At 64.7% G+C, this 19,820-nt stretch carries 18 protein-coding genes; 8 read left to right on the plus strand and 10 right to left on the minus strand.

What is annotated here, in order from left to right; all coding sequences use genetic code 11:
* Positions 1 to 11: 11 nt before the first annotated feature.
* The 6 genes from rpsU to LN450_RS14575 all read left to right on the plus strand — a co-directional run bounded on the left by rpsU (position 12) and on the right by LN450_RS14575 (position 7,202).
* Positions 12 to 227 (plus strand): 30S ribosomal protein S21, encoded by a 216-nt coding sequence (gene rpsU / locus LN450_RS14550; protein WP_002808376.1) that lies wholly within the window; start codon positions 12 to 14, stop codon positions 225 to 227.
* A gap of 263 nt (positions 228 to 490) precedes the next feature.
* Positions 491 to 937, plus strand: coding sequence for a GatB/YqeY domain-containing protein (locus tag LN450_RS14555; RefSeq protein WP_011348832.1), 447 nt, complete (start codon positions 491 to 493; stop codon positions 935 to 937).
* Positions 938 to 1,502: 565 nt separating this feature from the next.
* On the plus strand, positions 1,503 to 2,465 hold the full coding sequence (locus LN450_RS14560) for a YihY/virulence factor BrkB family protein (RefSeq protein WP_039417593.1): 963 nt from the start codon (positions 1,503 to 1,505) through the stop codon (positions 2,463 to 2,465).
* A gap of 81 nt (positions 2,466 to 2,546) precedes the next feature.
* A complete protein-coding gene (dnaG, locus tag LN450_RS14565; RefSeq protein WP_011348834.1) occupies positions 2,547 to 4,295 on the plus strand; it encodes a DNA primase in 1,749 nt (582 codons plus the stop codon).
* Between the two features lie 109 nt (positions 4,296 to 4,404).
* Positions 4,405 to 5,451, plus strand: coding sequence for a bile acid:sodium symporter family protein (locus LN450_RS14570; protein WP_039417584.1), 1,047 nt, complete (start codon positions 4,405 to 4,407; stop codon positions 5,449 to 5,451).
* A gap of 170 nt (positions 5,452 to 5,621) precedes the next feature.
* Positions 5,622 to 7,202 carry a thioredoxin family protein gene (locus LN450_RS14575; RefSeq protein ID WP_011348836.1) on the plus strand — a complete coding sequence of 527 codons (1,581 nt, stop codon included), beginning with the start codon at positions 5,622 to 5,624 and terminating at the stop codon, positions 7,200 to 7,202.
* 235 nt (positions 7,203 to 7,437) lie between these two features.
* Here LN450_RS14575 and cyoE read toward each other — a convergent pair whose 3' ends face one another.
* From cyoE to LN450_RS14595, 4 genes are read right to left on the minus strand one after another with little or no spacing between them, the layout of a single operon-like run.
* A complete protein-coding gene (cyoE, locus tag LN450_RS14580; RefSeq protein ID WP_011348837.1) occupies positions 7,438 to 8,334 on the minus strand; it encodes a heme o synthase in 897 nt (298 codons plus the stop codon).
* Positions 8,335 to 8,336: 2 nt separating this feature from the next.
* Positions 8,337 to 9,500 carry a COX15/CtaA family protein gene (locus tag LN450_RS14585; protein ID WP_011348838.1) on the minus strand — a complete coding sequence of 388 codons (1,164 nt, stop codon included), beginning with the start codon at positions 9,498 to 9,500 and terminating at the stop codon, positions 8,337 to 8,339.
* A gap of 10 nt (positions 9,501 to 9,510) precedes the next feature.
* The gene (locus LN450_RS14590; protein WP_011348839.1) at positions 9,511 to 10,086 is read right to left on the minus strand and encodes a hypothetical protein; all 576 of its coding nucleotides are present in this window, start codon (positions 10,084 to 10,086) and stop codon (positions 9,511 to 9,513) included.
* Positions 10,087 to 10,113: 27 nt separating this feature from the next.
* On the minus strand, positions 10,114 to 10,836 hold the full coding sequence (locus LN450_RS14595) for an SURF1 family protein (protein WP_011348840.1): 723 nt from the start codon (positions 10,834 to 10,836) through the stop codon (positions 10,114 to 10,116).
* 60 nt (positions 10,837 to 10,896) lie between these two features.
* On the opposite strand from LN450_RS14595, the gene LN450_RS14600 reads away from it, so the two are divergent.
* Complete coding sequence (locus LN450_RS14600; protein WP_003484642.1) at positions 10,897 to 11,115, plus strand: twin transmembrane helix small protein; 219 nt, start codon at positions 10,897 to 10,899, stop codon at positions 11,113 to 11,115.
* A gap of 93 nt (positions 11,116 to 11,208) precedes the next feature.
* On the opposite strand, the gene LN450_RS14605 is transcribed toward LN450_RS14600, so the two are convergent.
* Genes LN450_RS14605 through LN450_RS14630 form a run of 6 tightly spaced genes read right to left on the minus strand, consistent with a single transcriptional unit; the run spans position 11,209 to position 15,965 of the window.
* Positions 11,209 to 12,084, minus strand: coding sequence for a cytochrome c oxidase subunit 3 (locus LN450_RS14605; RefSeq protein ID WP_011348841.1), 876 nt, complete (start codon positions 12,082 to 12,084; stop codon positions 11,209 to 11,211).
* 38 nt (positions 12,085 to 12,122) lie between these two features.
* Positions 12,123 to 12,719 (minus strand): cytochrome c oxidase assembly protein, encoded by a 597-nt coding sequence (locus tag LN450_RS14610; RefSeq protein ID WP_008577454.1) that lies wholly within the window; start codon positions 12,717 to 12,719, stop codon positions 12,123 to 12,125.
* Entirely contained in the window at positions 12,716 to 12,889 is a 174-nt protein-coding gene (locus LN450_RS14615; protein WP_003484652.1) for a hypothetical protein, read from the minus strand. Before LN450_RS14615 ends, LN450_RS14610 begins: the two co-directional genes overlap by 4 nt.
* Positions 12,870 to 14,474 carry a cytochrome c oxidase subunit I gene (gene ctaD / locus LN450_RS14620; RefSeq protein WP_005911527.1) on the minus strand — a complete coding sequence of 535 codons (1,605 nt, stop codon included), beginning with the start codon at positions 14,472 to 14,474 and terminating at the stop codon, positions 12,870 to 12,872. The genes LN450_RS14615 and ctaD overlap by 20 nt, the downstream gene beginning before the upstream one ends.
* 38 nt (positions 14,475 to 14,512) lie before the next feature.
* Positions 14,513 to 15,472, minus strand: coding sequence for a cytochrome c oxidase subunit II (gene coxB / locus LN450_RS14625; RefSeq protein ID WP_011348842.1), 960 nt, complete (start codon positions 15,470 to 15,472; stop codon positions 14,513 to 14,515).
* 16 nt (positions 15,473 to 15,488) lie between these two features.
* On the minus strand, positions 15,489 to 15,965 hold the full coding sequence (locus tag LN450_RS14630; RefSeq protein ID WP_039417578.1) for a DUF2244 domain-containing protein: 477 nt from the start codon (positions 15,963 to 15,965) through the stop codon (positions 15,489 to 15,491).
* Between the two features lie 265 nt (positions 15,966 to 16,230).
* Here LN450_RS14630 and putA point away from each other — a divergent pair, with 265 nt between their 5' ends.
* Positions 16,231 to 19,431, plus strand: coding sequence for a bifunctional proline dehydrogenase/L-glutamate gamma-semialdehyde dehydrogenase PutA (putA, locus tag LN450_RS14635; RefSeq protein WP_011348844.1), 3,201 nt, complete (start codon positions 16,231 to 16,233; stop codon positions 19,429 to 19,431).
* Positions 19,432 to 19,820: the final 389 nt, after the last annotated feature.

A 19,820-nucleotide genomic window follows, 5' to 3' on the forward strand; every position in this document is an offset into this window, starting at 1 on the left:
CTGGAGAACACATGCCCAGCGTTAAAGTCCGCGAGAACGAGCCCTTCGAATTTGCGCTCCGTCGTTTCAAGCGCACCTGCGAAAAGGCCGGCGTGCTGGCCGAAACCCGCAAGCGCGAGTTCTATGAAAAGCCGACCCAGGAGCGTAAGCGTAAGGCTGCCGCTGCCGTGAAGCGTCAGCTGCGTCGTTCCTCGCGCGACGTCACCAAGCGCCAGCGCTTGTACTGATCGAACGCGGTTCCTTGCCGGCAGGTCTGCGCTGAAGGCGCGACCTAGCGGGAGCGAACCCAAGAGCCGGCACGCGCAAGCGTCGCCGGCTTTTTGTATTGGCCTGCCACAAGGCATTGCGCTGGAGACATCAGGCAGTCTGCGCCGAGCGCGAGGCGCTGCAAGACATCTCTCCACGCACGCCCTGCCTCCGTTCGGCCGAGGTACCCAGCCCGCTTGGGCGCCTTGGCCACCACTCGATCCCTACACTCAGGAGTTACCGCATGTCCCTGAAGCAGCAACTCACCGATGACATGAAGGCCGCGATGAAGTCCGGCGACAAGCACAGCCTGGGCGTGATCCGGCTGATCAACGCCGCCATCAAGCAGAAGGAAGTGGACGAGCGCATCGAGATGGACGATGCCGCCGTGATCGCCGTGCTGGACAAGATGGTCAAGCAGCGCAAGGACTCGGTCACCCAGTTCCAAGCCGCCGCGCGCGACGACCTGGCGCAGATCGAGCGCGAGGAGATCGTGGTGATCGAGCGCTATCTGCCGGCCAAGATGGGCGAAGCCGAGATCGTGGCCGCCATCCGGGCCGCGATCTCCGAGACCGGGGCAAGCAGCCCGGCCGATATCGGCAAGCTGATGGGCGCACTCAAGCCCAAGCTGGCCGGTCAGGCCGACATGGGCCTGGTCTCGACCCTGGTCAAGCAGCAGCTGGCAGGCTGATGGATCGCCGCAGCGCCCTGTGCCACGGCCAGGGCGCTGCGACCGGTGCGCAGCGCGCGCTGCGGCACTGCCTGCCGCATCACCGAGCGGCTTTTCCAGTGGAAGGCGGACCTTCCAACGAACAGTGATGGTGCAAGACGCCGCTGGAGCGCCACGGCCGTTGCACATCTGCCACGCGCAACGCATCAGGCAAGGCGCAATGCCGTCTTCAGACGCGTCTAGCCCAGCATGCGGACCAAGCGCTCTGCACAGTCTGCGCTCTTGTCATCGCGTGGACAGCCGGCAGTGCCAGGCGCGGTCTGATACAGGTAGATCGGCATCTGGCGCACATTGAATGCGCTGACAGACACACCGCGCACCTTGCTCCCGACGAGCAACAGACTGCGCGTACCAGATGCGCCGCCTCCTGCTTTACCCATAGCGCGTGCGCGCTTTCACCCGTCCTTCGATCCGGCCCTGCTAGAACGGGTGCGCCAGCGCAGGCATGGGCAAGGTCCTTCCGCATACCGACCTTGCCCTGACGTCGCCTGCGCGCCAACGGTATGCGCCAAGGATTCTCCCGCCGGTGACGACGCTTTCATCCGCCTATCTGCACAAGCATCTGAGCCGTCTGCAGCGCAGCGTGCCGATGGCGCTGCTGAACCGCTTCATCGAGATCGACGTGATGACGCAGGCAGCGTCGTTGTCGTTCTATGCGCTGCTGTCGCTGGCCCCGTTGCTGGTGCTGCTGTTGTGGCTGACCGCCTCGCTCTATCCGCCAGCGCAAGAAGCGTTGGTGCAGCAAATCGGGCAATTGGCCGGCGGCAGCGCGGCCGAAGTCGCCCAGACCATCATTCGCAATGCCACCGATCAACCTGGCGTTGGCTCGCTGGCCGGCGTGTGGAGCACGCTGCTGCTGTTCATCGGCGCCACGGCGGTGTTTGCGCAGTTGCAGAACGCCTTGAACCTGATCTTTCGCACCGACAAGCAACGCCTGGACGGCTTGATGGCCTGGCTGCAGAAGCGGGTGTTCTCGTTCGGGGTGATCCTGGCGCTGGGCTTCTTGCTGATCGTGTCGATGATCGCCACCACCGCGTTGCAGGTGGTCTTTGCGCGCCTGCCCTCGGTCCTGCCGGCGGTCGGCTACGTGACCACGCTGGCCCTGTACTCGCTGGCGTTCGCGTTCCTGTATCGCTACCTGCCCGATCGCACCGTCGACTGGCGCCAGGCATTCCTGGGCGGCGTTATCACCGCGGTGTTGTTCGCGCTGGGGCGCTACGCCATCGGCGTGTACATCGCCACCGCAGCGCCGGGTAGCGCCTACGGTTCGATGGGGACATTGGTCATTTTGCTGGTGTGGATGTACTACGCCTCGGTGGTGTTCTTCGTCGGCGCCTTGATCACTGCGGTGATCGACGAGCGGGTGCGCTCGCATCGCAAGCTGCGCGAGGCGGGCGTGGACCCGGAGCATCCGCCGGTGATCGTGCCGCCTGCCGATGCGGCGCCTGCATCTTCAGCGTCGGACTCGCACGCGCTGCCACGCGGCTGAGGACTGCTGCAATGCCTGCCTCGCCGGCCTCGTCAACGGGGGCGACGAAGTGCTGGCAGGCCGCTGGGATATCCTATCGGGATGGCCCGCATCCCCGACGCATTCATCGACGAACTGCTAGCACGCACCGACATCGTCGAGGTGGTGGGCGGTCGTGTGCCGCTCAAGCGTCAGGGCAAGGAATATTCGGCGCGCTGCCCGTTCCATGACGAGCGCTCGGCCTCGTTCACGGTCTCGCCGACCAAGCAGTTCTATCACTGCTTCGGCTGCGGTGCGCACGGTACCGCAATCAGTTTCCTGATGAATTACGACCGCCTCGAATTTCTCGATGCGGTCGACGAGCTGGCCAAGCGCGCCGGCATGGACATCCCGCGCGAGACCCAGCAACGCACCCCGCAACAGCAGGACGACAGCCGCGAGCTGTATTCGGCACTGGACGCGGCGACCAAGTTCTTCCAGCGCCAGCTCGAGGGCAGCGAACGCGCCCGCGACTATCTGGACGGTCGCGGCGTGGATGCCGACAACCGCGCGCGCTTCCAGATCGGTTACGCGCCCGATGGCTACAGCGCACTGAAGGACACCCTGGGCACCGATGCGCGCCGCATGAGCGTGCTCGAACGCGCCGGGCTGTTTTCCAAGAACGATCGCGGCCATGTGTACGACAAGTTCCGCGACCGGGTGATGTTCCCGATCTTCGACCGCCGCGGCCGCGTGATTGCCTTCGGCGGGCGCATCATGGGCGCGCCGGCCGATGGCCGCGACCCGGGTCCGAAGTACCTCAATTCGCCGGAAACCGCGCTGTTCCACAAGGGCCGCGAGCTGTATGGCCTGTGGCAGGTGCGCCAGGCCAATCAGAAGATCGAGCGGCTGATCGTGGTGGAGGGCTACATGGATGTGGTCTCGCTGTTCCAGTTCGGCGTGACCCAGGCGGTAGCCACGTTGGGCACCGCCACCACGCCCGAACATGCCGAGCTGCTGTTTCGCAACGCGCCGGATGTGTATTTCTGTTTCGATGGCGATAACGCCGGGCGCAAGGCCGGCTGGCGCGCGCTCGAATCGGTGCTGCCGCGCATGAAGGACGGCCGCCAGGCGTTTTTCCTGTTCCTGCCCGATGGCGAGGACCCGGACACCATCGTGCGCAAGGAAGGCGCGCAGGCCTTCGATCAGCGCCTGAAGCAGGCCACGCCGCTGTCGCAGTTCTTCTTCGACGAGATGTCGCGTGAGATCAACCTGCACACGCTCGACGGCAAGGCGCGTCTGGCCGAACGTGCGCGCCCGCTGTTGGCGCAGATCCCCGAAGGTGCGTTCGGCGATCTGATGAAACAGGAACTGGCGCGCCTGACCGGGGTTGGCGCCACTGCGTCTGCGCAGCAGTCCGCACCCAGGCTACGGCTGCCTGCGCGCGTGGGCGCGCCCACGCAGAAACGCAGCCTGGTGCGTGCGTCCATCGCCATCCTGCTGCAACGGCCGTCATTGGCGATGAGCCTGGAGGGCGTGCATGATTTTTCCGGGCTGCGCCTGCCCGGGATCGACTTGTTGATGGAGTTGCTGGACCTGGTGCGGCAACGCCCGGAAATCAGCACCGGCGCGCTGCTGGAGCACTTCGCCGAGCGCCAGGAGCTTGCTGCCTTGCAGAAGCTGGCGGCGCAGGAGCTTCCCGGCGACGAACACAGTTGGACGCTTGAACTGCATGACGTCGTCGCGCAACTCGACAAGCAGTTGCTGCGTCAACGCGTGGAGGAGCTGCAGGCCAAACAGCGCGCGCAAGGGCTGGACGACACCGACAAATACGAAATGCGCGAACTGCTCAAAGCGCTCGCAGCGTTGTGATGCAGTGCTGCCTGGCCGAAGGCAGCGCAAGGCCATCGCGCACTGCCGTGCCGTTTCAGGCCTGACCGGTGACGTCGATGCCACAGCCAAGGCCTGCACGCATCGTAGAATGGCCCATACCAGGCGCAAGATCGCGCGCTACCGTTGGACCTCGATGAAGAAGCTGCTGGCGCGGTTGCGCATTGACCCCTTCACCCTCGCGCTGCTGTGCACAGTTGCACTGGCCTCGTTTCTCCCGGTCACGGGCACGGCAGCGGCGGTCATGGACGATGTCACCGACATGGCGATCGCGGCGCTGTTCTTCCTGCACGGCGCGCGGCTGTCGCGCGAAGCGGTGAAGGCCGGCGCGTTGCACTGGCGCCTGCATCTGGTGATTCTGGGCTGCACCTTCGTGCTGTTCCCGCTATTGGGGTTATTGTTCAAACCATTGGCGCATCTGGCACTGACGCCGGAGCTGTATGTCGGCGTGCTGTTCCTGTGCGCGTTGCCGTCCACGGTGCAGTCCTCGATCGCGTTCACCTCGATGGCGCGCGGCAATGTGCCGGCCGCGGTCTGCGCCGCTTCGCTTTCCAGCCTGCTGGGCGTGTTTTTCACCCCACTGCTGATGGGCGCACTGGTCGGCAGTCAGGGCGCCATGGCGCATCCGGCCGAAGCGATCGGCAAGATCCTGCTGCAGTTGCTGGTGCCGTTTCTGGCCGGCCATTTCATGCGTCCGTGGATCGGCGGCTGGGTCGAACGTCACCGCGCCGTGCTGCGTTACACCGATCAAGGCACCATCCTGCTGGTGGTCTATACCGCCTTCAGTGCATCGGTGAACGAAGGGCTGTGGCAGAAGACGCCGCTGCCTGCACTGCTGGCGGTACTCGGCGCTGCAGCGTTGTTGCTGGCCATGGCGATGCTTTCGATCACCTTCATCGCCCGGCGCCTGCACTTCAGCCGCGCCGATGAAATCGCCATCGTCTTCTGCGGCTCGAAAAAGAGTTTGGCCACCGGCGTGCCGATGGCCAAGGTGATGTTTGCCGGCGGCGGGCTGGGCGCGATCGTGTTGCCGATCATGCTGTATCACCAGTTGCAGCTGATCGTCTGCGCCGTTGTGGCCGCACGGTATGCGCGCAGCGCATCGGGCCAGCCGCAAGGCGCAGCCGAGCGTCATTGACGCTGCACCGCGCCAGCACCTGCCCGCTGCGTATCGCGTAACAGCAGTTCGCATCGCCGCACATCCAGGTTGTAAGCAGATGTACAACGGTGATGACGCACGCCCGCCCAGGTCCGCCAGCGGCCGCTAGAGTGCGCGATCGACCTTCTGCCGCCCCACGGTGATTTGCCATGACGCTGTCGCTGCCACGCCCTTCCCCTTCCTTGATCGCGCTGCTGGCAGTGCTGGCTGCGCTGACTGCCTGCGACAAGCCAGCACCGCCTGCGGCGCCCGCACCACCCAAGACGGCGTCCACGCCGGCACCCGTTGCCGGCATCGCCTGGCGCGAGGGCGACGTGGAAGACGCCTTTGCCGAAGCCAAGGACAGCGGCAAGCCGATCCTGTTGTATTGGGGCGCAGCCTGGTGCCCGCCCTGCAATCGCCTCAAGGCCACGCTGTTCAAGGATCCGGCCTTCATCGCGCGCACCCAGCAGTTCGTCGCCGTGCACCTGGACGGCGATTCGGAGGGCGCGCAGGCCTGGGGCGAGCGCTTCGGGGTCAAGGCGTATCCCACCATCATCGTGCTGCGCCCGGACCGCAGGGAGATCACCCGGCTGGCCGGCAATGCCGATAACGCGCGCCTGGCCGAGGTGTTGCGGGTTGCGGCCAAGAGCACCAGTACCGCCCAGCAATTGCTCGACAAGGCGCTGCACACACCACAACAGCTCAGCGCGGACGATTGGGCCGTGCTCGGCAACTACGCCTGGGGCACCGACGATACGCTGGTCAAACCCGATGCCGCCGCCGACGTGCTCACCCGGCTCTCCACCTCGGCGCCACAGCCGGCACTGCAACGCAGCTTCGCCCTGGCCGCCATCAGTGCCGCCAGACACCCACCGGCTGCCAGCAGCGCCAACCGCACGCTGTTGGAAGCGGTGTTGGCCGACCCGGCAGAAGTGCGCGCCAATCTCGGCACGCTGAACTATGTGCCGGCACGCCTGGTCACCGCCGCCAGCAACGAGGCCGGCGAGCGCAGCACGCTCTCCAACGCACTGAATCAGGCCTTGGACAAGGTCTACGCCGATCCTTCATTGCCGATTTCCGACCGGCTTGGCACCGCATACGCGCGCATCCAGCTGGCACGCCTGGCACAAGGCCAGCCCACCGAAACCGAAGCCGAAGGCCCGCAACCACCGTTGCCGAAAGACGTGGTGGAGGTGGTGCACCAGCGCGTGCAGTGGGCCACCGACACCGCCAAGACCGACGAGGAGCGCCAATCCACCATCAGCATGGCCGCCGCGTTGCTGAGCGAGGTGGGCGATCGCAGCGCGGCAGAGCAATTGCTGCTGGCCGAGTTGTCGCGCAGCAAAACGCCGTACTACTACATGCCCGAATTGGCGGATCTGGCCGAACAACGCGGCGACAAGAAGACCGCCCTGTTGTGGCTCAAACGGGCCTACGACAGCGCGCAAGGTCCCGCCACACGCGTGCAGTGGGGCGTGATGTACGTGGATGGGCTCATCCGGCTCAGCCCCGACGACAGCGCCGGCATCGAGGGCGCCGCCACCCAGGTGATCGGCGAGTTGGCCGGTCAACCGGATGGTTACCGGCAACGGACCCGTCAGCGCTTCGCCACCCTTGGCACCGCATTGAAGACCTGGAGCAAGCAGCATCGCCGCGAAGGCAGCGCAGTGCTGGCGCGTCTGCAACAGAAAATGCAGTCCAGCTGCGACAGCAAAGCTACCAGCGAGTGCGCCAGTTGGCTGAGTTGAGTTGATACAGTGCCGTGTGCCGGCAACGCATGATGATCAGAGCGTGGCAAGCCGCAAACCGCGGCGTCTGCTGACATGGACGCCGCTGGTGACCTCGACGCGGCGCACGCGGCACGCATCCGGCACCTTTCGCCACGCGCTGCAGGCGCTGCAGGCGTGATCCATCCATCCGCCTGATTGCCACGCAAGTCATCGGGGCAGAGCTACCGCATTGCCGCTCGTCTCGCTTCGGCGACTAGCGCACCCACGGCAGCAGCAGATGGTCGACCATCAGGAAGGCGAACAACGCCATCAGGTACACGATGGAGTACCCGAACATCTTCATCGAAAACAGTTCGTCCGGCGGGTTCAGCATGCGCCACGCGTACCAGAGGAACACCGCATTGAGCACGATCGCACCGCCCAGATAGAACACCCCGCTCATGCCCACCGCCACCGGCGCCAAGGTCACGATCGCCAGCAATACGGTGTACACCAGGATCTGCTTGCGCGTATGCGGCACGCCATGGGTCACCGGCAACATCGGGATCGCGGCCTTGGCGTAATCGGCACGGCGGAAGATCGCCAGCGCCCAGAAATGCGGCGGCGTCCAGATGAAGATGATCAGCACCAGCAGCGAGGCATTGATCCAGTCGGCGCTGGTCGGCAGCCCGGTCACCGCGGCCCAGCCCAGCATCGGCGGGGTGGCGCCGGCCAGGCCGCCAATCACGATGTTCTGCGAGGTCGCACGCTTCAGGTACACGGTGTAAATCACCGCGTACCCGATCAGCGAGGCGAAGGTCAGCACCGCGGTGATGACATTCACCCACACCACCAGAATGGTCATGGAGATCACGATCAGCGCGCCGGCGAACACCAGCACCTGCCAGGGCCGCACCTTGCCCACCACCAGCGGGCGCCATGAGGTGCGCGCCATCTGTGCGTCGATCTTGGCGTCGAGCAGTTGGTTGATCGCTGCCGCCGCTGAAGCCGCCAGCCAGATACCCAGGAAGCCCAGCGCGCCGGTGCGTACCTGCAGCCAGGTCGGCATGTCGGGAATGGCCAGGAACATGCCCACCAACGCGGTGAACACGATCAGTGCCACCACCTTGGGTTTGGTCAGATCCCAATAATCGCGTGCGCTGACAGCCATGCTCACTCCGGCGCGCGCAGCCGCGCCAGCAGCGAGACCAGCACGAACAGCAACGCCACCGCCCCGCCGTTATGCATGACCGAGACCTCCAGCGGCAGCGCCAGCTTCACGTTGAGCATGCCCAGGGTCACCTGCACGGCCACCAGCAGCGCCAATGCGCCGGCCCACACCCGCATGCCCGGCGAACGCGACAAGCGCCAGGCCAGCCACCACAAGTACAGCGCGGTCGCAATTGCCCATAGCCGATGCGCCATCTGGATCGCGATACGCGCCGCACCGTCCAGCACGCCACCTTCGTAATCCACTCCGATGCCGCGCCACAGCGTGAAACCTTCACGGAAATCGTGCGGCGGCCACCACTGGCTGACGCAGCGCGGGAAGTTGTCGGCCGACCAGCTGCCGCCGCCACACGCCAGCGCGGCGTAGTTGGCGCTGACCCAGCCACCAAGCGCGATCTGCAGGCCCAGCACCGCCACGCCCAGGCGCAGCAGCCACTTCAAGCGCGATGCATCGGCCAGGGTGATCGGCAGATGCGTCGCGCGCCAGGCCATCCACACAAGCAGCGAGAACATCAGCATGCCGCCCAGCAGGTGCCCCATCACCACGATCGGCTTGAGCAGCAACGTCACCGTCCACATGCCCAGCAACGCCTGGAAAATCACCACCGCCAGCGTCAGCACCGCTGCACGCGCCAGATCGATGTTGCTCCAGCGCAATGCCGCCAGCAGCAGGATGGCCTCGCCGGCGATCGCCACGCCGAAGGCCATGGCGTGCCAGCCGGACATATAGAGCGGGATCGACAACGCCACCAGCACCGCGGCCGACACCACCTGGGCAATGCCCATGCGACGGCGACGCACCGCCAGCAACGACAGCACCAGCACTTCCACGCCCAACGCACCGGCCAGGAAGCGGTGGACCTGTTCGCGCCAGGCCTTGTGCGATTCCAGCGGGCGGATCTTGCTGGCCACGTGCGTGTTGGCTTCGTCGCTGGTCTGCGGCCAGGTCACGCGGCCGTAGCAGGTCGGCCAGTCCGGGCAGCTCATGCCGGCATCGGACAAACGGACGAACGACCCGAACAGGATCGTGCTTGCAGTGAACAACGCGGCCAGCCAGGCCATGCGATGGAAGTGACGGAACAACGCCGGTGGCGCAAACAGGTTCATCGAAACGGGCTCACATCAGTTTCAGCAGCTTGACCAGATCCGACCGCAGGCCGGCCGGGTCGAAACCGGGGGCATACCGCAGGATCACAAAGCCATTGGGGTCGATCACATACACCGGCACGCCGGCCGCATCGGTGCCGCGCGGCAATGCCTGGCGCAGGCGGGCATCGTCGCGTAGCACGCGCAATGCAGGCATCGGCGGCAGCCCGGCCGGCGGCGGGCCGATCCACAGCACCTCCACCTTGTCGGCGCGGTGCCCGAGCAACTGCCACACCTTGTCCAGTTCCGCGGCCAACGCCACGCACTGCTGCGTGCAATCGGCCGGCGGCGCCACTGCAATGCGCCAGATGCGCTCGCTCGGCGCCCATGCATACGGTTGCCCGTTCGCACGGACCGGCACCAGCGCCCGCAGATCCGCGGGCGGCTTCAGCAGCTCGCCGTGATTGCGCATCGACGCCGGCTGCCATCCGGAGAAGCGCAGCACGCCGGCCAGCAACATCGAGCCGAAGAACAGCACCGCCAGGGCAATCAGCATCCTGCGGCCGCGTTTGACCGAGTGCGGCGTGGCCGATGTGGAGGAGGTCATACTGACGATTTTCTCATGCCGCAGGCGTCAGTGCCCGCGGTCGCGGCGGCGCGCACGCCATGTCAGCAGCATTGCGGTCGCCAGGACCGCGGCGGCCAACCCGAACCATTGCACCGCGTAACCCAAGTGCCGCGCGGGTGGTAGCGTGTTTGGCAGCATGTCCAGATCGCGCGCGTAGCCAACCGGCAGTGCAGGGTCCAGGCGCAGGACCTGCGACGAAATGTCGCGCCTGCCCAGCGTGCTGCGTAAGGCCTGCAGATCCAGTCGCGTGGCCAGCCAGGTCTGCGCCGCAGCCCCCGGCGCCAGCGCCGGTCCGATCGCCAGCCCCGCCGACGGCGGAGCGCTCAAGAGCCCCTGCACGGTCTGCACGCCTTTCAGCGCAACGATGCCGGGCAACTGCCGATCGGCCGGTAATGGCAACCAGCCCAGATCCACCAGCACGTCTGTCGATCCACCTTCCGGCGCTGCCAGTTGATACACGCGCACACCGGCACGCCCGTCATGCAGCTGATTGTCCAGCAAGACCAGCTGCGGCAAAAAACGCACTTGCCCGCGTACCCATGCCAACTCATTCTTCGTCGCCAGCGCCGGTGCCAAGGGCAGCGTGGTGTCGCGCACATGTGCGGCACGGTCCAGCAAGGCTTGCTTGCTCTGCATGCGCTGCAACTGCCAATGCCCAAGCGCCGCGAAACCCGCGCTCACCAGCAGCGCCAGACACCAACCGATGACCGCCGTGTGCTTGCGCGTCATGACAAGCGGCGCAAAAAAGCGTGCAATGCCATCACCACGCCGACTGCACCCGGGGCTGTTGTGAACGATTCGCTCAAGACGCTGCTGATTGTCGCCTTCCTGATCGTGATCCTATGGAACCTGGGCGCCGGCCTCTACTACCTACTGACCGACCGTGGCCAGACCAAGCGCACCGTCAACGCCCTGACCTGGCGCATCGGTCTATCGGTGGCGTTGATCGCCATCGTGATCCTCGGCATCTACACCGGCTGGATCAAGCCACATGGGCTCGGCCGCTGAGGAGCCGGGATTGGGGATTCGGCATTGGGGATTCGTAAAAACTAAAGCCTGCCGCTTTTACGAATCCCGAATCACCAATCCCGAATCCCCGCCTCAAAGGACATACACGAACAAAAACAGCGCCAGCCACACCACGTCGACGAAGTGCCAGTACCACGCGGCCGCTTCGAAAGCGAAGTGGTTGTCGCGGTTGAAATGCCCCTTCGCCGCGCGCAGCCACATCACTGCCAGCATGATGGTGCCCAGCAGCACATGCATGCCGTGGAAGCCGGTCAGCATGAAGAAGGTCGAACCATAGATGCCCGAGCCCAGGGTGAGATTGAGCTCGGTATAGGCGTGGATATATTCCTCGGCCTGCAGGAACAGGAACACGCAGCCCAGCAGCACGGTCAACCCCAGCCACAACAGCAGCGCGCCGCGGCGCCCTCCCTTGAGCGCGTGGTGGGCGATGGTCAAGGTCACGCCGGAACTGAGCAGGATCAGCGTGTTGATCAGCGGCAGGCCCCAGGCCGGAATGGTCTGGAACTGCCCACCGATGGTGCCCGGGCCATTGGTCGGCCACGCAGCGGAATAACCATTCCATAGCAGCTCGTTGGTCATCACGCCGTCGCCTTCCCCGCCCAGCCAGGGCAGCGTCAGCACACGCGTGTAAAACAGCGCACCGAAGAAAGCGCAGAAAAACATCGCCTCGGAGAAGATGAACCACACCATCCCCATGCGGAACGAGCCATCCACCTGGCGGTTGTAATGCCCGGCATTGGATTCGCGGATGACATCGCCAAACCACATGAACAACGTCGCCAGCAGCATCGCCACGCCGGCGAAGAAGGTCCAGCGCCCCCATGCCGCGTCGTTGAGCCAGCTGGCCACGCCGATCATCATCACGAACATCGCAATCGACCCGACAAAGGGCCATTTGCTCTGGCTCGGGACGAAATACGCATCGGCGTTGGGACTGTGATCGGCCATGGCGTTGCTTCCGTGTCGTGGTACGGGTGGATGGAAGGTTACGGCGCAGCGCGTGGCGCGCCAGCTGCGCCTCCGCCCTGCAGTTCGGAGGTCAGCGCGTCGTTGCGATAGAACGTGTAGGACAGGGTGATCGTAGTGACTTCCGGCGGCAGTGCCGGGTCGACGATGAAACGCAGCGGCATGTCGCGCGTTTCGCCGGCCTGCAAGGTCTGCGCGGTAAAGCAGAAGCACTCGGTTTTATTGAAGTAGCCCGACGCACGCGCAGGTGCAACCGAAGGCACCGCACTGCCCACCACCGCACGTGCACCATCGTTGCGCGCGAAATACAGCGCCTCGTTGAGCTCGCCCGGCACCACATCCATCGTCATCTGTTCGGGATGGAAGGTCCACGGCAGTTTGGAATTGACCCCGCCATCGAACTCCACGCGCACCGTGCGCTTGCCGGCGGCAGGTGGCGCGCCCGCGTTTGTGCGATTGCTCCCAGGCGCACGCTCCATGCGGATGCCAAACACTTTCTCGCAGGCGATGCGGTAGAGCGGCACCAGGGAAAACGTCAGCACGAACACGCCCAGCACCACGCCCAGCAGCTTGAACAAGCCGGCTGTGGGTGCGTGTGCGGGCGCGCGTGCACTCACCGCCCGATGACTCCCGAGGCGATGAAGCCCGCATAGATCAGCAACGCGATGATGCCGACCGTGATCGCGGTACGGCGTACCGCACGGCGCTGCTGCGCCTGCCGTTCCGCAGCAGATAACAGACGCGTCACCGCCGGCTCCGAGGCGGACTCAGTGGCCGATGTCTTCATGTGCAAGATCTCCAGGCTTGATCACCGGCGGCACGGTGAAGGTATGCGCCGGGGCAGGTGACGGCACCGTCCATTCCAGACCCTTGGCACCTTCCCAGGAGCGGGCCTGTGCACGCGCGCCACTGCGCAGCGAGGACAGCAGGATCGCGGCCATCAGGAACGGCGTGACGAACATGCCGAACGCACCGATCGAACTGACCAGATTCCAGTCGGCAAACACCACGTTGTAGTCGGGAATGCGCCGCGGCATGCCGGCCAAGCCAAGGAAGTGCTGCGGGAAGAACAGCAGGTTGACGAACACCATCGTCCACCAGAAGTGCACCTTGGCCCAGGTCTCGTTGTACATCCGCCCGGTCCACTTGGGCCACCAGTAGTACACCGCCGCGATCAGCGCGAACACCGCACCGGTCACCAGCACGTAGTGGAAGTGCGCCACCACGAAGTAGGTGTCGTGGTACTGGAAGTCGGCCGGCACGATCGCCAGCATCAGGCCGGAGAACCCACCGATGCTGAAGAGGATCACGAACGCCACCGCCCACAACATCGGCGATTCGAAGGTCAGCGAGCCCTTCCACATCGTGCTGACCCAGTTGAACACCTTCACCCCGGTCGGGATGGAGATCAGCATGGTGGCGAACATGAAATAAATTTCGCCGCCCAGCGGCATGCCCACGGTGAACATGTGGTGGGCCCAGACGATGAAGCTCAGGAAGGCGATCGCGGCAATGGCGTAGACCATCGCCTGGTAACCGAACAGCGGCTTGCGGCTAAAGGTCGGAATGATCTCGCTGACCACGCCGAACGCCGGCAGGATCATGATGTACACCTCCGGGTGCCCGAAGAACCAGAAGATGTGCTGGTACATCACCGGGTCGCCGCCGCCGGCCGCGTTGAAGAAGCTGGTACCGAAGAACTTGTCGGTCAGCAGCATGGTCACCGCGCCGGCCAGCACCGGCATCACCGCGATCAGCAGGAACGCGGTGATCAGCCAGGCCCAGCAGAAGATCGGCATCTTGAGCAGATCGATGCCTGGCGCGCGCATGTTCAGCACGGTGGCGATGATGTTGATCGCGCCCATGATCGAGCTGACGCCGGCCACGTGGATCGCAAACACGCTGAAGGCGACGTTGTAGCCGCCCTGCAGCGACAGCGGCGGGTACAGCGTCCAGCCGCCTGCCGGCGCGCCGCCCGGCAGGAACAGCGTCAGCAGCAGCAGGGTAAAGGCGACCGGCAACAACCAGAACGACCAGTTGTTCATACGCGGCAACGCCATGTCCGGCGCACCGATCTGCAACGGAATCATCCAGTTGGCCAAGCCGACGAAAGCCGGCATCACGCCGCCGAAGATCATCACCAGTGCATGCACGGTGGTCATCTGGTTGAAGAACTCCGGTTTGACGAACTGCAAGCCGGGCTGCATCAATTCGGCGCGAATCACCACGCTCATCGCCGCGCCGATGATGAACATCACGAAGGAAAACAGCAGATACAACGTGCCGATATCCTTGTGATTGGTCGAAAAGAACCAGCGCTCGACGAAACCGGGCTGGTGGTGTCCGTGGTGATCGACTGCGGTATGCGCCATGACGGAACGACCTCTGCGAAGCGAGCGATTGCGGGCGATTAAAGAGCGGCGGTCGGTGTTGCGGCCTGGGCCGGTGTCGCCGCAGGCGCGGCGTCACCTTGCGGAGCGGCCGGTGCACTGGTCGGCGTCGGTGCGGCCGCTGGCGCCGCTCCCGGAGCAGTGCCTGACGCGCTACGACGCGACGCTAGCCAGCGCTGGAAGTCAGCCTTGGGCAGCGCCTCCACCACGATCGGCATGAAGCCATGATCCTTGCCGCACAACTCGGCGCACTGCCCGCGATACACGCCCGGTTGCTCGATGTTGGTCCAGGCTTCGTTGACGATGCCGGGAATGGCATCTTGCTTCCATCCCAGCGCCGGCACCCACCAGGCGTGGATCACATCGTCGGCGGTAATCACGAAGCGGATCTTGGTGTTGACCGGCAGCACCAGGCGGTTATCGACATCCAGCAGATAGTGCGGCTGCGAGGCCGCGGTGGGGCGCTCGCCGCTTTGGCGGATACGATCGGATTCGCGTGCCAGGCGGCTGGTGAATTCCACGCCCTGGCCCAGATATTCGTACTTCCACATCCACTGATAGCCGGTCACCTTGACCGTCATTTCCGATTCGCGGGTGTCGTACATCGCGATCAGTTTTGCCGTCGCCGGCCACGCCATCGCAATCAGCACCAGGACCGGAATCACCGTCCACAGCACTTCCGCGGTGGTGTTGTGACTGAATTGTGCGGCCACCGCGCCCTTGGACTTGCGGAACTTGAACATCGCATAGCCCATCGCCGAGAACACCAGCGCGCCAATCACCACGCACACCCACAGCGCCACCATGTGCGCCTCGTAGGCCATCCGCGCGGTCTGGGTCACTCCGCGCCCCATGTTGAGCTGCCATTCCTTGGGATCGGCCGATTGCGCCCAGGCCACCGGCGCGCTCAGCAGCGCCGCCATCGCCAGGCCCACGTGTGTGCAGGTGTTGATCGACTTCCAGCTGCTGCGTTGCGTCATTGCCTAGACCCTTACGTCATCGGTGACGGCCATTGGCGGCCGCGAGCAAGCGTTTGAGCGTTATTGCCAGTTCCACACGTTCGGCCGGCCCGAGAAAACTTCCGATCTCGATCTGCTTGCCGCTGCTGACCAGCAACACCCTGTCATCGCGTTCTATGCAAAGCCGCACCCAGTGCGGATGTGCCTGAAACGCTGGTGGCGCATGCCCGGACGGAAACACCTCAACAACGGCTTCCCCCACCCGGATCGCTTCTTCGCGCTCGCCACTTCGCCACAACTGCCGTAGCGCCAGCGCCACCACACCACTGTGCACCAGGGCAAACACCGGCGCGAACGCATTGCCGGTCCACCACCCCAGGCCTGCAAATAACCACATCGTTCCCGCCAGCACTGCGAACAGTTGCACGAATTGCCTGGCCGACAGTGCCCGCGGAGGCCGCAACCGCAGCTGCGTCCCAACCCCTTCGGACATCAACGGCAGCACTTCGATCATAAACGGCACGCAGCGCACTGCGGGAATAGCCCGATGGTAGACCCGCGCCAACGCATGCGGCAAGCATTTCCGGCGATCAAGAATTTGCTGCAGTGCAGCTAAAAGTGCGCGCAAATCAATCACTTCCGCGTTGCTCGACAATGGCCGTGCCGTCACTCTGCGCGATGGCGGCATGCACAAAACGGCGGGAAAGCCGCCGCTTCCACACAAGTGCGCAAGCCGTCTGGCTCACTAGAATGAGCACGGAATCCAAGGCACCTTTCGCATGAACGCACAGCTCGACCCGCTTGCCTCCACCTCAGTTGCGCGCCCGCTGTTGGCGCCCGAACTGCCCGCCGCACCTGGCGCATTGCGTGCCGCCATCACCGCGGCCTGGCTCAAGGACGAAGCCGAACACGTGCGCGAATTGCTCGACCAGGCACGCCTGCCCGCCGCTGAGCAAGCCAAGGTGCAGGCGGTCGCGGCCGACTTGGTTACCCGTGTGCGGGCACGCGCGCAGGACCAGGGCGCCATCGAAGCCTTCATGCGCCAATACGACCTGGGCAGCGAAGAAGGCGTGCTGCTGATGTGCGTGGCCGAGGCACTGCTGCGCATTCCCGACCAGGACACCGCCGACAAGCTGATCCGCGACAAGCTCGGCGATGCGGATTGGAAGAAGCATATGGGCGGCAGCGATTCGGTGCTGGTCAACGCCTCCACCTGGGGCCTGATGCTGACCGGTCAGCTGGTGCAGCTCAACGACCTCACCCGCGCCGATGTGCCGGGCGCCTTCAAACGCCTGATCGGCCGCGTCGGCGAGCCGGTGATTCGCCTGGCCGTGCGCCAGGCCATGAAGATCATGGGCCATCAGTTCGTCATGGGCCGCACCATCGGCGAAGCGCTGTCGCGTTCGCGCAAGGGCGACAACGCCAACTACCGTTATTCGTTCGACATGCTGGGCGAAGGCGCGCTCACCATGAAGGATGCGCAGCGCTATCTGCAGGCGTATCGGGATGCGATTCATGCGATCGGCCGCAGCGGCAACTTCGTCGGTACCGATGTACTTGCCGCGCCCAGCATCTCGATCAAGTTGTCGGCGCTGTACCCGCGTTACGAGCACGCCAAGCGCGCCCGCGTGATGGCAGAGCTGGTGCCGGGCGTGCTGGAACTTGCGCAGTTGGCCAAGTCGTACGGCATCGGCTACACCGTCGACGCCGAAGAAGCCGACCGGCTGGAACTGTCGCTAGACATCATCGAGGCCACCTTCTCCGACCCGTCATTGGATGGCTGGGAAGGCTATGGCCTGGCCGTGCAGGCCTATCAAAAACGCACGCCGTACACGATCGATTTTCTTGCCGATGTGGCGCGCCGTGTCGGGCGACGCATTCCGGTGCGCCTGGTCAAAGGCGCGTACTGGGACGCAGAGATCAAGCGCGCCCAGATCGAAGGGCATCCCGGCTACCCGGTGTTTACGCGTAAGCAGAACACCGACGTGTCGTACCTGGCATGCGCACGTCGCATGTTCGCGCACAGCGACGCGCTCTACCCGATGTTCGCCACGCACAACGCGCAGACCATTGCGGCGGTACGTGCGATTGCGGCAGGCAAGACCTACGAGCACCAGAAACTGCACGGCATGGGCGACGACCTGTATGCCGAGGTGATTCCTGCCGATCGTCTCGATCTGCCGTGCCGCGTCTATGCACCGGTCGGCTCGCACGAAGATCTGCTGCCGTATCTGGTACGTCGCCTGCTCGAAAACGGCGCCAATTCCAGCTTCGTCAATCGCATCACCGACGAGGATGTCGCCATCGAGGACCTCATCCGCGACCCGGTCGAGGCAGTGACGTCATTTACTTCCATCCCGCATCCCAAGATTCCGCTGCCAGCCGACTTGCTGCGTAGCCAGAACCAGAACAGGAAAAACTCCATGGGCGCCAATCTCGCCAACGACAACGATCTGCGCCAGCTGGCCGAGCAACTCAACGCCGCGATCAAGCCGTGGAAGGCCACGCCCCTGGTGCCCGGTGCGCTGATCAGCACACCCGGCCAGACGGTGTTGAATCCGGCAGATCGCCGCGAGACGGTTGGACAGTGGCACCCGGCCGATCCGGATACCGTCCAGAAGTCGCTGGCCAGCGCTGCGGCCGCGCAACCGGCCTGGAACCGCACGCCTGCAGCGAGCCGCGCCACCATCCTTGAACATGCAGCCGATCTGCTCGAAACGCGCATGCCCGACTTCATGGCGATCTGCGTCAAGGAAGCCGGCAAGACGCTGCCCGACGCAGTGGCCGAAGTCCGCGAGGCCGTCGATTTCCTGCGCTACTACGCCGGCCAGGCGCGTGCGCAGTTCGGTGCGCCGGAGCGTCTGCCCGGACCGACCGGCGAATCCAACGAGCTGCAGCTGCACGGGCGCGGCGTCTTTGTCTGCATCAGCCCATGGAACTTCCCGTTGGCGATCTTCCTCGGTCAGGTCGCCGCAGCGCTGGCGGCCGGCAATACGGTCATCGCCAAGCCGGCCGAGCAGACCAACCTGATCGGCTTTGCAGCGGTCAAGCTGCTGCATGAGGCCGGCGTACCGGAAGCGGTCGTGCAGTTCCTGCCAGGCGATGGCGCTACCGTTGGCGCTGCGCTGACCAACGACCCGCGCGTTGCCGGCGTAGCCTTCACCGGCTCTACCGAAACCGCACGCATCATCAACCGCACCCTGGCCGCACGCGACGCTGCCATCGGCGTCTTGATCGCCGAAACCGGCGGCCAGAACGCCTTCATCGCCGACTCGTCCTCGTTGCCCGAAGCAGTGGTCAAAGACGCCATTTCCAGTGCCTTCATCTCGGCCGGGCAGCGCTGCTCCGCGGCGCGCGTCCTGTTCGTCCAGGACGACATCGCCGACAAGGTCATGACGATGCTGGCCGGCGCGATGGGCGAGTTGAAGATCGGCGATCCGGGCCTGCTCTCGACCGACGTTGGCCCCGTCATCGATGCTGATGCGCTCAAGATTCTCGACGATCACGCGGCACGCATGGATCGCCAAGCGCGTCTGATCGGCAGCACCACCTTGGACGCCAGCACCGCGCATGGCAGCTTTTTCGCTCCACGCGCCTATGAGCTGACATCGCTGTCCCAGCTGCAGCGCGAGATTTTCGGGCCGGTGCTGCACGTGATTCGCTGGAAGGCCGACCAGCTCGATGCCGTCATCGAGCAGATCAACGCGACCGGTTACGGCCTCACGTTGGGTGTCCACTCGCGTATCGATGAGACGATCGACCGCATCACCTCGCGCGTGGCGGTAGGCAACGTCTACGTCAATCGCAACCAGATCGGCGCCGTGGTCGGCGTACAACCGTTCGGCGGGCAGGGCCTGTCCGGCACCGGTCCCAAGGCGGGCGGCCCGCATTACCTGCTGCGCTTCGCAACCGAGAAGGTCGTCACCGTCAACACCACCGCGGCAGGCGGCAACGCCTCGCTATTGACGTTGGGTGACTGATGCCGGCCAGCAGATAGCGGCGTCCGCCCGCTGGTCGGTCCGTCATGACCCGATTGCAGCCAGATGTACCGACTGTACCAACAAAAAAAACCCGCTCAGGCGGGGTTTTTTTGTTGGTTGGGCGCAACGTTTCAAGCCGTCAGTCGTGGTGAGTATCCCAACGACATAAAGCATCGCCCCAGCATGGCGAAAACGGGGTGCCTTCGCGGTGCTTTGCCAGCTGTTCGAGTCGACGGCTCCAGGCGTGCGCCCCGCGATGCACATCGCTGGCTTCAAACCGAGATTTATCGAACACCTTAACCACGCCTGGCGCTGCCACTGGTCTTGCATTTGGTCTCAACAAAGATGTGTGAAACATCTGCCTGCATCTTTCTCACCAAGGATGTGGG

This window comes from Xanthomonas euvesicatoria pv. euvesicatoria (assembly GCF_020880415.1).
In the GTDB taxonomy this organism is placed as follows: Bacteria; Pseudomonadota; Gammaproteobacteria; order Xanthomonadales; family Xanthomonadaceae; genus Xanthomonas; species Xanthomonas euvesicatoria.